The following is a 12126-nucleotide window of genomic DNA, read 5'->3' as shown; positions in this document are numbered from 1 at the left end:
AGCCGTTTTTTCTTTCTATTACGCCTTTGGTTTTACCATGTCTTCCGGCTTAACCATTTCGTTAAATTGCTCCTCTGTCAGCAATTCAAGCTTCAAAGCTGCTTCTTTGAGCGTCAATCCCTCTTTATGGGCAAGCTTGGCGATTTTCGCCGCGTTTTCATAACCGATATGCGGGTTCAGCGCCGTAACAAGCATTAATGAATTTGACAGGTTTTCCTGAATGGTTTCTTTATTAGGCTCAATACCGACAGCACATTTATCATGGAATGAATTCATGCCGTCACTGAGCAGCTGCACAGATTGCAGGAAGTTGTAAATAATAACAGGCTTAAACACGTTCAGTTCAAAGTTCCCCTGACTCGCCGCAAAGCCGATTGTCGCATCGTTACCCATGATTTGCGCTGCGATCATTGTTAACGCTTCGCTTTGTGTCGGGTTGACTTTACCAGGCATAATGGAGCTTCCCGGCTCATTTTCAGGAATGACGATCTCCCCGATGCCGCAGCGAGGTCCGCTGGCGAGCCATCTGACATCGTTCGCGATTTTCATCAAGTCAGCCGCAAGCGCTTTTAATGCGCCATGCGCATAAGTGATTTCGTCATGGCTTGTCAGCGCGTGGAATTTATTCGGCGAACTGCTGAACGTTTGGCCGGTCAGCTTAGTGATCTCTTCTGAGACAAGCTCTCCAAACTCTGGGTGGGCGTTGATACCCGTTCCGACAGCCGTTCCACCAATTGCAAGCGCACGCATTTTATCTGTCGCTTCCAAAATCATTTCCTTCGAACGGTCCAGCATGTGAACCCATCCGCTGATTTCCTGTCCGAGGGTCAGTGGCGTAGCATCCTGAAGATGCGTGCGTCCGATTTTGACAATATCATTGTATGCTTTTGCTTTTTCATCCAGTGTATTGCGAAGCTGATCAAGCGCCGGCACAAGCTGCTCGTAAACAGCCAAAACAGCGGCAACATGCATCGCAGTCGGGAATGTGTCGTTTGAGCTTTGGCTTCGGTTCACGTCATCATTTGGATGAATCGTTTGATCAGAGTTCTTCTCTTTTAATAAAGCAGTCGCACGGTTGGCTACCACTTCGTTCATGTTCATATTGCTTTGTGTGCCGCTTCCGGTCTGCCATACGACAAGCGGGAAGTTATCATCATACTTGCCTTTGAGCACATCATCACAAACCGCTGCAATCGCTTCTGCTTTTTCAGCATCCAGATTGCCGAGGCGTTTATTAGCTAGAGCAGTGCTTCGTTTCAAGATTGCAAACGCCTTCACAACACGCATCGGCATTTTTTCAGAACCGATCTTAAAGTTCTCCTTGCTTCGCTGTGTTTGAGCGCCCCAAAATTTATCAGCAGGAACTTTTACTTCTCCCATGGTGTCTCGTTCAATTCTGTATTCCATTTATGTATCCCTCCATAACGGTTGCTTCAATAGATCATAATTCGCCAATGACACAAAAAATCCTTTTTATTTTTCGATCTTGGCAGATTTTAATTTTAATTCAAGATATACGCGGGAATCCTTTGAATATTTGTATTTTGGATTCGTCCTTCCGTACTCCTTTGATGTATAAGAGACATCATAATGCTTTTCAAATGATCTAATGAGCTGTTCAATTTCTTCTTGTTTTCCAGCTAGCCTTACCTGTGCCACTTCGTATCCTCCGCTTTCATAAAAAAACTTACTCCATGAAATACTCTAACACAGTATATCATTTTTTTAACAGGAAAAGATAACCTCTACTAAGGTTTTGGATAAGAGGTGACCTCATTGGAACAAACAGAGTTTAAGGAATATATACACGATAATTTAGCATTGGTGCTGCCAAAATTAAAAGAAAACGATGATCTGGTGAAAAACAAAAAAATGCTTGCGAACGGACTGGTTTTTTACTATCTCTATTTCAGTGAACTGACTGATGAGAATAAGGTGTCAGAAGCCATTAAAACTTTGATTAAAGATGAGGAGACCTTAACGCTTGACCAGGTCAAAAAACGCCTTGACCAGCTTGACGCAAGACCTATTGAAACCGCAAAAAAAACGATTGAATCGATTCTCAACGGCAATTGTGCTGTGTTTATCAACGGATTGGATAAAGCCTATATTCTGACCACAGGAAAGAAAAAAACAAGAAGCCTGACAGAGCCGACAACTGAAAAAGTGGTACGCGGCCCAAAAGTTGCGTTTGTAGAGGATATTGATACAAATCTCGCTCTGATCAGACAAAGAACCTCTCATCCCAAATTGATCACCAAAAAAATCATGATCGGCGAAAACAAGTTGAAGCCTGCAGCCATTATGTACATTGAAGGCAAAGCAAAAAAGTCCGTCATAAAAGAAGTGAAGGCGCGGCTTAAAAATATCCAGCTGGAAGATATCCAGGACAGCGGAACGCTCGAGGAGCTCATTGAAGATAATAAATATTCACCATTTCCGCAGATTCAAAATACGGAAAGACCTGACAAAGTATCTTCAGCCCTGTTTAACGGCCGTGTGGCAATTTTGGTCGACAGTTCACCATTTGTGCTGCTGGTGCCGGTTTCTCTCGGCATCCTGATGCAGTCCCCGGATGACTACTATGAACGCTGGATTTCAGCATCTCTTATCCGGTCGCTGCGCTTTGCTTCTATCTTTATCACCTTGTTTTTGTCATCGATTTATATTGCACTTGTTTCCTTCCATCAAGGGCTGCTGCCAACCGCGCTCGCCGTCACGATTTCGGCAAACAGGGAAAACGTGCCGTTCCCTCCGATATTTGAAGCCCTGCTGATGGAAGTAACCATCGAGCTGCTGAGGGAAGCCGGGCTGCGTCTCCCCAATCCGCTCGGACAGACGATCGGTCTCGTCGGGGGCGTAGTCATCGGACAGGCGGCTGTAGAAGCGAATCTCGTCAGTTCGATTATGGTCATTGTCGTCAGTGTCATTGCCCTGGCATCCTTTACCGTTCCTCAATACGGAATGGGTCTATCTTTTCGGGTGCTGCGTTTTATTTCGATGTTTTCCGCCGCTATTCTAGGGCTGTATGGGATTATTTTATTTATGCTTGTCGTATATACGCACTTAACGAGACAAACGAGCTTTGGGTCTCCGTATTTTTCGCCGAATGGATTCTTCAGCCTGAAAAATACGAGTGACTCCATTATCCGTCTCCCCATTAAAAACAAACCAAAAGAGGCGAATAATCCAAATGAGCCAAAAACAGACTCCACTGAAACTTAATACCTTTCAAGGTATTTCTATTGTTGCAAATACAATGCTTGGGGCCGGACTTTTAACATTGCCGCGAGCGCTGACCACTAAGGCTAATACGCCTGACGGCTGGATCACGCTGATATTAGAAGGTTTCATTTTTATTTTCTTCATTTATTTAAACACGCTCATTCAGAAAAAACATCAATACCCTTCACTCTTTGAGTATTTGCAGGAAGGGCTTGGGAAATGGATCGGCAGCATCATTGGCCTTTTGATCTGCGGCTATTTCCTCGGCGTAGCCAGCTTCGAGACCCGGGCAATGGCTGAAATGGTGAAGTTTTTCCTGCTGGAGAGAACCCCAATTCAAGTCATTATTTTAACGTTTATTTGCTGCGGTATTTATTTAATAATTGGAGGTTTAAGTGATGTGTCGCGGCTGTTTCCCTTTTATTTAACGGTAACCATTATTATTTTGCTGATTGTATTCGGAATCAGTTTTAAAATTTTTGATATCAATAATTTGCGTCCTGTTTTAGGCCAAGGCCTTGGCCCCATTGCAAACTCCCTTACCGTCGTTTCCATCTCTTTTTTAGGAATGGAAGTAATGCTGTTTCTCCCTGAACATATGAAGAAAAAGAAATACACGTTCAGATATGCGTCTCTAGGATTTTTGATTCCGATTATCTTATATATCCTGACGTATATTATCGTTGTCGGAGCTTTGACCGCTCCCGAGGTGAAAACGCTGATTTGGCCGACTATTTCTCTCTTTCAGTCCTTTGAGCTTAAAGGCATATTCATTGAACGGTTTGAATCGTTTTTACTGGTGGTCTGGATCATCCAGTTTTTCACCACATTTGTCATTTACGGATACTTTGCCGCTAACGGGCTAAAGAAGACATTCGGATTATCGACTAAAACAAGCATGGTGATTATCGGCATAACGGTCTTTTATTTTTCTCTCTGGCCGGATGACGCCAATCAAGTCATGATGTATAGCGATTATCTTGGCTATATTTTTGTCTCCCTGTTTCTGCTTCCCTTCATTCTCTTTTTCATTGTAGCTCTCAAGAGGAGGATTACAGCAAAATGAAAATCCGGATTTTATGTATGTTTATATGCACCCTATTGCTGTCCGGATGCTGGGACAGTGAGAATATCGAGGAATTAAGCTTAGTGATCGGAGTAGGGCTAGACAAGCCTGACGATGACAATTTAGAGCTGACACAGCAAATTCTCGTGCCGAAAAAAATCAGCTCCAAGGAGGGCACTTCTTCTGACCCGACACAGCTTTCTATCACAAAGGGTGAAACTGTCCATCAAATGATGAGAACATCTGCATTAAAGCATAACCCTACGTTTTCACAGCATTTGCGTCTCATTCTGCTTTCCAAGAGCGTGATTGCGGATGAGATTGGAATGGATGCGATCATTAACCAGTTTGTCAGAGACAACGGAACAAGGAGGAGTTCGTACGTCTTTATCACCGACGGCCGAACTAAGGATATATTTAAAAAGAATGATGAAGGCGAGCCCGCATCCAATGTGATTTATGATCTGACAGAGAATAATAAGGTTACGATCAGAATGATGGAGCCTGTTACATTGGGGGAGATTTCAGAACACTTAACCTCTGACGATTCATTCCTCATCCCTCATGTCGGTGAGGAAAACGGTAAGCTCGCAATAAACGGAGCCACTATTATAAAAAATAAATTATGGCACCGGGATCTCACCCCGATTGAGGTTCAAAATATCAACTTATTTTCAGGCACTGTCGAGGGAGGCGTCATTGACTTGAAGCGCGATGGCCATCTCTTTTCTTATGAAGTATATTCGAGCAATCGGAAGATCAAGACGGCCTATAAGGACGGAAAGTTCAAATTCACTGTCACCCGCAATATTGAAGGGCGTCTATCTGAAGACTGGAATCCCAATGAAGATTCGTTTAAGGATTCATATATCAAAAATATTGAAAAGACAGTTGAAAAACGGGTACACGATACAGTAACAGCATTTATTACAGGGAAACTCCAGAAAGAGATCAAAGCGGACGTCACCGGGCTGGGAAACGAGGTCAGAATTCATTATCCTCAAAAGTGGAAAAAGATTTCAAGAAAATGGGATGATGATTATTTCAGCAATGCGGAAATAGACTACCGGGTCAATGTGATTGTCAGAGACTTCGGAACGAAAGGCGCAAACAAATAGCAGCCGCCTAATTTACGAGATGATTTCGGTGTGCGTACACCGCCGCCTGCGTCCGGTCACTGACATCCAGCTTTGATAAAATATTGGTAATATGTGTTTTGACTGTTTTAATCGTAATAAACAGTTCCTCGCCTATTTCTTTGTTTGTCTTTCCTTCTGCGATCAGGCAGAGTATTTCGAGCTCCCGTTTCGTAAGTGATTCATGCGGGAGCGCGTTTTCACCTGAGTGGCGCAGCCTGGATAATACTTTTCCCGCCACTTTTGACTCCAGCTTCGGCTCTCCCTTGCTTGCGGCGCGGATGGCATCGGCGATTTCTGCCGCTTTTGAGGTTTTCAACAGATAGCTGAGCGCGCCAGCTTCAATAACCGGGTACACTTTGTCATCATCAATGAAGCTAGTGAGCACAATAATTTTCGGGTCGGAAAGCTCCCGGCAAATTTGCTTTGTAGCTTCAATGCCATCCATGCCCTCCATGACAAGATCCATTAAAATGACATCAGGCGACAGTTCCGCAGCAAGCCGAACACCTTCGCTGCCGTCCGATGCTTCGCCGATGACTTCAATATCGGGCTGCGCCTCCAAAAAAGCCGCGAGCCCCATTCTGACCATTTCATGATCATCAATCAATAATACTCGAATCACGTTCGTTCTCTCCTTTTTCTTCCGGGAAAATCGGGACCTTCACTTCGATTTGGGTGCCTTTTCCTTCTACTGAAATCACTTCGGCGACCCCGCCGATTTCACTTGCACGTTCTTTCATAGAATTCAAGCCGTATGAGGATGCTTTTACCTGGTCCATTTTAAAGCCTTTTCCATTATCAATCACCTTCAGACGGAGCTGGCTGTTCTTTATGCCCAGAATCACGGTTACTTTTGACGCTTTTGAATGTCTAAATACGTTTGAAAGAGCCTCCTGCACGATTCTGAACAAATGGTCTTCAACACCCTTGGATATCGCTGTGTCCTGTATATCCCACTCAATATCAATCGGCTGCTTTTTTCGGAACTCGTCCAAAAGCTCCGTAAGACCCTCCTTCAGCCCTTTTCCTTCAAGGGTAACAGGCCGTAAATGGAGCAGCAACGCCCTCATCTCATTTTGGGCTTCGCCTGCCATATGCTCGACCATCCTGATCCGCTTGACTGTTTTGTCATCAGCATCCTTGACATGTTCCAGCACGGCTGATGTCATCATCGATATTGCAAAGAGCTGCTGGCTGACCGCATCATGAAGATCTCTGGCTAATCGCTGGCGTTCTTCTGAGATAACCGACTTCTTCATTTGCGCCTGCCATTCCGCACGTTCATTGGAAAGTTTCTGCAGGGATGCGACTTGAAGCTCCACGCGCTTCGCCATTTCGTTCAGCTGATCGGCGGCCAGGCCGATTTCATCATCACCGAGCGGCGGTATCCGATAAGCGAAATTGCCGTTTTCAAAGGTTAAAATGGATTCAATTAATGTATCAATCCTTGTCTTCAACCGATTGCCGTACATATACCCTGAGGCGAAACCGACGGTCACGCTGATCAGCAGCAAAATCAGGATAAATGGAATTCCGAACCAGCTCGATGACAGCAAAACAAGCGGATCGAGCCGATAGTAAAACATCATAAAGGAAATCAGGCAGACAAAAAGGAGCAGGCTGATTCCCGTTGTCATGCGGATGGCGCGCCATTGGAGGCTGGCAAGCATTTTTTTTCTCATACGTACTTCACATCCACATCACCGATAAATAAGGAAACGGACACTTTGACCCGGCGCTTTGACTCGCTGAAATCGGTTGACGCGGCATATACCTTCGTGCTTAATCCGCTTTTCTTCGAGCCGATCAGATTGATGTCTCCTATAAAAACAGCCGAGCTGACAGCCACTTCAAGGTCCGATGGTACATAAATATCAACGTTTCCAATGACTCCGCTAATGACGATTGTACTTTCTCCCTCAGGAATCATCGCTTTAGACAAATCGATTTTGATATCACCGATAAAACCAGAGACATTTAAATCATTCAGGTCAAACGGCTGCTTCATCATTTGCAGCTCTCCGATAAAAAAGCTGCGCATGTCGGGATGTTTTACATCTTTTGGCGGCTCATGATGTTCTTTTTTATTGAGAGTGACCTGTTTCTCATTCGGTTCAAATATCGGCTTCCCTTTGATAAGCCTGTAGCCGGCGTAAATCAGAAATGCGGCAAACGCATAGCCGAATAAATTAAAGGTGATGCTGAAGAGGTTTTTCAAAAATAGAAACGCGGCAAAGATATACATGACGGAGCCAAGCCAATCACGGGAATATTTTTTAAGGAAATAGCCGGCAATCAGAAAAAAGAGCGGCCAAAACAGCAGATCGCCTATTCCGATAATTTGCAAAAACATACTGATGCCGAATAAAGCAATGATCAATCCGAGAAGCTGTTTTTTTGTCATTCCTGGTGTCCGCCTCCTTTCTTCTGCCTGGTGCTACCGTATCGCTAGATCCCCGCTGTCCGTTTTGATGTCGATTGGATGCCGGCCGCTTCCTTGCGTGCCTGTGATGTGATGCTGTTCTTTATGTGCTTTATCAGCAAATGAATACGGCGAACTGACGTCACCGCTTGCTGATAAAGCACTGACTGCAAAGCTGCCGTTTTGGGGAAGGCTTAAATTAGCATCACCGCTTGTCAGCGTGACAGATACGGGACCGGTTACCTTTTTCAATACAGCATTAAAATCTCCTGAAGTCATTTTCACATCAAGAGAGCCTGATACATGAACCAGATTTGCGTCCCCTGAAGCTAAATCAATGCCGGTTGTTTTGGAGACGGTATTTGAAATGGAAACATCCCCCGATGATGCCTTCACTTTCAGGTCTTGAAGGCGAACGTCCGTCACGCTCGTATTTCCGCTCGCGGATACTGCGTTCAGCCCGGAAAGCGCAAGATGGTCATTCCCGGCCACAGACACGTCGCCGCTTGAGGTTCGTACTGCCAGATCACCTTTATAATCATACGGAAGCCTGACGATAAGAGTTGAACGGTTAAACCCATTCAAAAATTGAAATTCTTTTTCCTTTACGGTCAGCTCCAGTTTTCTTTTGTTTTCAGTAACAAATAACTTTCCTGAGTCTCCTGAAATGCCTGCCGATATGTCACTTCGTTCTTCCGCTATAATCCGGACATCCTTGCTATCCGACTCAATGACCATGCTGTCAATGTCCCGCGGCGATGCGCTGGCTGAATCGGCTTCTGTGCCATTTATGAAACCTAGGCCTGCAGCAAACACATCTTTTACGACAACGGCGAAAAAAACCAGAATACCGGCAGTGATCAACAGTTTGCCAAGCATTTTTTTCATTCGGTTTCATCCTTCTCATTCATTCTATTATAAAGGAAAAGCTTGCGAATTGATACGTGCGGAAGGGAAGGACTTGACCGCAAATCCTTCCCCGTTCCGCTTATTCATTTGCCGCTTGTGTCTGGTCTGATTTTTGCAGTGAAAGTGTCCGCATTTTTTCAATCTCCGCTTCCACATCGTCTGCGAATTCTTTACGTGTAAGTTCTGTGCCGGCTTCCGCTGACTTTGAATAATTCGCGCGGATTTCCATTTCTTCAATACGATTTTCAATACGTAAAAATTCACGATACGCGCTTTCACTGTCAATTTTGTCAAATGTCGTATTCATATGCTCTTTAGCTTTCGCCGCATTTGCCCGCGCAATCAGCGCCTGTTTTTTATCCTTTACGTCCTGAAGCTTTGTTTCAAGTGCAGCCAGCTGCTCTTTCAGATCAGCCAGCTGACTGTTTGCCTGTTCATAGGAAGCTTTATGCTCAGCCGCCTTCCCTTCTAAATACTTCATTTCAGTCAGCGCCTTTTTCGCCAGTTCTTCTTCACCCGCGTCAAATGCGAGCTGTGCCTGATTTTTCCGTTTGCCAGCCACTTCAGCGGCTTCTTCATATTTTTTCTTAAATTGATAGGCAATCGTGTGCTGTTTCACAATTGTTTGCTTTGCTTTTGCGATGTCGCTTTCCATATCGCGTACATATTGATTCAGCATCACCTTTGGATTCTCCATTTTATCAAGTCCTTCATGAACTGACGCAACAAACATGTCTCTGATTCTTTTTAATACCATACCTAATTCCTCCTAATATATTGATATTATTTTTTCTTCAAAAATTCTTCCCATTCGTCATCAAAGTGAGATTGGTAGGCAGCAGAAGCCGGTTCAGGATCAAAAGATGATACACCGTTATCAGCTGATCCGTTTTTCATCAGCTTCCAGCCGTAATACACCATAGCGGCTGCCAATGCGATTCCGACGACAAACGGAAGTGAGCAGATGAGCATAATGGCTCCGATACCGCCCACGATGATTCCCGTGATGGTTTTTCCCGCGGCAAACCTTTTGATTCCTGCGTATGTCATTAAGCTCCCGATGGCGAGCGGGATGATAAAGCCGAAGCTTCCTCCTCCAAAAAAGACAGAGATCCCAAATACAATTAATAAGAATCCGCCTATTGTTTTCTTGTTTATCTTCATGCAGATCCTCCTTTCGTTTTCCTTGTCTTCATCTTATACAAGTTGGAAGATATGCAAAACGAATCAGAGATTGATTTTTATATAAGACCGGAGTCGTATCTGGCACCGGACCCATCGGCACAAAAAAACGCCATGCACGAGGCATGGCGTTTCAAAACCCTTTATAGATGAACACTTGCTTCCCTTTCTTTAATCAGGTCGGACCTTTCTGCTTTGGCCAGTTTTGTAAACAGCAAGATTCCGATACCCGCAATAATTTCTACAATCCCGCCGACAGCGATCACTTTACCTGAGCCGAAAGCATTAGCGGCATACCCGCAAATGACAGCTCCGGCAGGAATCGAAATATTTGAGATCATATGTATAACGGCGTAAACCTGCGGCTGATCCTCACTATCCACAGACGTCTGGATAATCGTGTACTCAGGAACATTAACAGCACTGACTGCGGCGCCAAAGGTAAAAGCAGCGAAAAAGACGAGCGGCAAAAAGGTATTCATCCCGGTAATAAAGAAAGCAAATCCTTCAATAATGCCGGCAGTGACGAATAACAAGCCGTACCTGTTTACCTTGACTTTCGCCAGCACAAACCCTAATAAAAACGCGCCCGCGGCGGTGGTGGCCTTTAAAAGCGAGTATACGATCGGCTGACCGTTTAAATCTTCCGCAACGTATACGGCAGAGAGCGCTTCCCATGGGGCAGCCGCGAAATTCATAAAGATACAGTAAATGGCGAGCGGATATAAAATCTGGTGTTTTCTGACGAGCCTAAAGCCGCGTTTCAGTCTTCCGATATATGTGCCTCTCTGTGTAACAACCGCAGACTCTGATTGAGATTCAACCGCAGTGTACTTAATAAAAAGAACGAGAAAACCTGACACCAAATAGAGCACAAGTGCGATAAGCATGGTATAAGAAGGACTGATAAATGTAAGAAAAGCGCCGCATAATGTGACAGCCCCAAGCCGGACAATTTGAGCGGAGGATTGCAGCACAGCGTTTGCTTTTTGAATGCCCTGTTCATTGACGATTTGAGGAATCAAAGCGATAGAGGCGGGATTGTAGGCAGCTCCAGTGGCTGAATGCACAATCATAAGCGTCATGACAAACCACAGCGGAGAGAAGCCCGCAAAATGACATAGAGGGATAATCAAAACAATCGCCGCCCTTGTCAGATCTGAAAAGTACATCCAAAATTTCAGCGTGGTCTGTTTCATAAAAGGCCCCGTCACAGGCGCCAGAACGGCTTCCGGCAAAAAAGTGACCGCAATCAATAAAGCAGTGCCGATCGCACCTTTGCCGTCATAAATTAAAAACCATAATATTGAATTAAATGCGAACATATCGCCGGATATCTTGACTATTCTTGAGAAAAACAGATAATTGAAATTTCTCTTCCAGATGCTATCACTTTCAATTAAATTCACCATCCATCAGAGCCCCCCACTGCCTATTTTTTACATCTATTTATTACAATATCTCATTTTTCCATTTTTCAGTCAATAATTCATAAGGTTCATTTTTTGTCGTATAATGGGAAATTGACAGAGTGAAAAACAAAAAAGCCGGCATGTATTTTGACACGCTGGCTTTCGTTTTCACTTTTTATGATTCACTGCTGTCTCGGTCCCGAAACACAATGGCACTTCTTTCATATTCTACATCGCCAATACCGCTTCTTGCATTCACAACCCGGGCGGCGGCAAAGAAATAATCGGACAGACGATTGAGATAACGCAGCACTGTTTCATGAATCTCCTCCGATTTCATCAGCGCCACCACTCTTCGTTCTGCCCTCCTTGTAATGGTGCGGGCGATATGGAGAAGCGAAGCACCCCTTGATCCGCCTGGTAGAATAAATTTCTTCAGTTCCGGCGCTTCTGCTGTATAGGCATCAATGCGCGTTTCTAAAAAAGAAACAGATTCTTCCGTTAGTTTATAGTCTTTTCTTTCTGTGACGATTGCCAGATCGCCTCCGCAGTCAAACAGCTCATGCTGGATGGTCAGCAGCTCGGCTGTCAGATCTTCAAAGCCGGGCTGCCCGGAAAGCTCTGCCAAAGCAAGCCCGATAAAGCTGTTAAGCTCGTCAATCGTGCCGTAGCTTTCTACGCGTAGGCTGTCCTTGTCCGTTCTGCCCCCGACTAAGCCCGTTTGTCCCTTATCGCCTGTTTTTGTATATAGTTTCATACCCTGAATCTCCT

13 protein-coding genes are annotated in these 12126 nt (G+C 44.7%); 3 read left to right on the top strand and 10 right to left on the bottom strand.

All coding sequences use genetic code 11. The features are described 5' to 3' along the window. Positions 1 to 18: 18 nt before the first annotated feature. Together fumC and ACQVGT_RS04275 are read right to left on the bottom strand one after the other, a co-directional pair. Positions 19 to 1407 carry a class II fumarate hydratase gene (fumC, locus tag ACQVGT_RS04280; protein ID WP_003228523.1) on the bottom strand — a complete coding sequence of 463 codons (1389 nt, stop codon included), beginning with the start codon at positions 1405 to 1407 and terminating at the stop codon, positions 19 to 21. Positions 1408 to 1473: 66 nt separating this feature from the next. Then, positions 1474 to 1659 (bottom strand): YvzF family protein, encoded by a 186-nt coding sequence (locus ACQVGT_RS04275; protein ID WP_003221676.1) that lies wholly within the window; start codon positions 1657 to 1659, stop codon positions 1474 to 1476. A gap of 117 nt (positions 1660 to 1776) precedes the next feature. Between ACQVGT_RS04275 and gerAA the strand changes: the two genes are divergently transcribed. The 3 genes from gerAA to gerAC are packed head-to-tail and all read left to right on the top strand — an operon-like array spanning position 1777 to position 5409. Further along, a complete protein-coding gene (gene gerAA, locus ACQVGT_RS04270) occupies positions 1777 to 3225 on the top strand; it encodes a spore germination receptor protein GerAA (protein ID WP_015483677.1) in 1449 nt (482 codons plus the stop codon). Beyond that, entirely contained in the window at positions 3194 to 4291 is a 1098-nt protein-coding gene (gene gerAB, locus ACQVGT_RS04265) for a spore germination receptor protein GerAB (RefSeq protein WP_015483678.1), read from the top strand. Before gerAA ends, gerAB begins: the two co-directional genes overlap by 32 nt. Beyond that, a complete protein-coding gene (gene gerAC, locus ACQVGT_RS04260; protein WP_015384607.1) occupies positions 4288 to 5409 on the top strand; it encodes a spore germination receptor protein GerAC in 1122 nt (373 codons plus the stop codon). The genes gerAB and gerAC overlap by 4 nt, the downstream gene beginning before the upstream one ends. Before the next feature lie 7 nt (positions 5410 to 5416). On the opposite strand, the gene liaR is transcribed toward gerAC, so the two are convergent. The 8 genes from liaR to ACQVGT_RS04220 all read right to left on the bottom strand — a co-directional run bounded on the left by liaR (position 5417) and on the right by ACQVGT_RS04220 (position 12112). Then, positions 5417 to 6052, bottom strand: a complete 636-nt coding sequence (liaR, locus tag ACQVGT_RS04255; RefSeq protein ID WP_015384608.1) for a two-component system response regulator LiaR — start codon at positions 6050 to 6052, stop codon at positions 5417 to 5419. Continuing rightward, entirely contained in the window at positions 6030 to 7112 is a 1083-nt protein-coding gene (gene liaS / locus ACQVGT_RS04250; protein ID WP_003244464.1) for a two-component system sensor histidine kinase LiaS, read from the bottom strand. The genes liaR and liaS overlap by 23 nt, the downstream gene beginning before the upstream one ends. Beyond that, positions 7109 to 7834 (bottom strand): cell wall-active antibiotics response protein LiaF, encoded by a 726-nt coding sequence (liaF, locus tag ACQVGT_RS04245; RefSeq protein WP_015384609.1) that lies wholly within the window; start codon positions 7832 to 7834, stop codon positions 7109 to 7111. Before liaF ends, liaS begins: the two co-directional genes overlap by 4 nt. Positions 7835 to 7867: 33 nt before the next feature. Continuing rightward, positions 7868 to 8740: a LiaG family protein gene (liaG, locus tag ACQVGT_RS04240; protein WP_015384610.1), complete on the bottom strand. Its 873-nt coding sequence runs from the start codon at positions 8738 to 8740 to the stop codon at positions 7868 to 7870. A gap of 100 nt (positions 8741 to 8840) precedes the next feature. Further along, positions 8841 to 9518 (bottom strand): stress responsive protein LiaH, encoded by a 678-nt coding sequence (gene liaH / locus ACQVGT_RS04235; RefSeq protein ID WP_003228506.1) that lies wholly within the window; start codon positions 9516 to 9518, stop codon positions 8841 to 8843. Between the two features lie 26 nt (positions 9519 to 9544). Continuing rightward, on the bottom strand, positions 9545 to 9925 hold the full coding sequence (gene liaI / locus ACQVGT_RS04230) for a cell envelope stress-induced membrane anchor protein LiaI (RefSeq protein WP_003243447.1): 381 nt from the start codon (positions 9923 to 9925) through the stop codon (positions 9545 to 9547). Positions 9926 to 10086: 161 nt separating this feature from the next. After that, a complete protein-coding gene (locus ACQVGT_RS04225) occupies positions 10087 to 11355 on the bottom strand; it encodes an MFS transporter (protein WP_003244338.1) in 1269 nt (422 codons plus the stop codon). A gap of 175 nt (positions 11356 to 11530) precedes the next feature. Further along, entirely contained in the window at positions 11531 to 12112 is a 582-nt protein-coding gene (locus tag ACQVGT_RS04220) for a cob(I)yrinic acid a,c-diamide adenosyltransferase (protein ID WP_015384613.1), read from the bottom strand. Between the last annotated feature and the right edge of the window lie 14 nt (positions 12113 to 12126).

This window comes from Bacillus sp. SCT118, assembly GCF_058566435.1.
Note: the sequence above shows the minus strand (reverse complement) of the source record. Positions and strands in the feature narration are given on the sequence as shown.

Coding starts and splice junctions, on each gene's coding strand:
- liaS (WP_003244464.1), bottom strand. CDS start 7,112: ATGAGAAAAAAAATGCTTGCCAGCCTCCAATGGCGCGCCATCCGCATG.
- gerAC (WP_015384607.1), top strand. CDS start 4,288: ATGAAAATCCGGATTTTATGTATGTTTATATGCACCCTATTGCTGTCC.
- fumC (WP_003228523.1), bottom strand. CDS start 1,407: ATGGAATACAGAATTGAACGAGACACCATGGGAGAAGTAAAAGTTCCT.
- liaF (WP_015384609.1), bottom strand. CDS start 7,834: ATGACAAAAAAACAGCTTCTCGGATTGATCATTGCTTTATTCGGCATC.
- gerAB (WP_015483678.1), top strand. CDS start 3,194: ATGAGCCAAAAACAGACTCCACTGAAACTTAATACCTTTCAAGGTATT.
- ACQVGT_RS04225 (WP_003244338.1), bottom strand. CDS start 11,355: ATGGTGAATTTAATTGAAAGTGATAGCATCTGGAAGAGAAATTTCAAT.
- liaI (WP_003243447.1), bottom strand. CDS start 9,925: ATGAAGATAAACAAGAAAACAATAGGCGGATTCTTATTAATTGTATTT.
- ACQVGT_RS04220 (WP_015384613.1), bottom strand. CDS start 12,112: ATGAAACTATATACAAAAACAGGCGATAAGGGACAAACGGGCTTAGTC.
- liaG (WP_015384610.1), bottom strand. CDS start 8,740: ATGAAAAAAATGCTTGGCAAACTGTTGATCACTGCCGGTATTCTGGTT.
- liaH (WP_003228506.1), bottom strand. CDS start 9,518: ATGGTATTAAAAAGAATCAGAGACATGTTTGTTGCGTCAGTTCATGAA.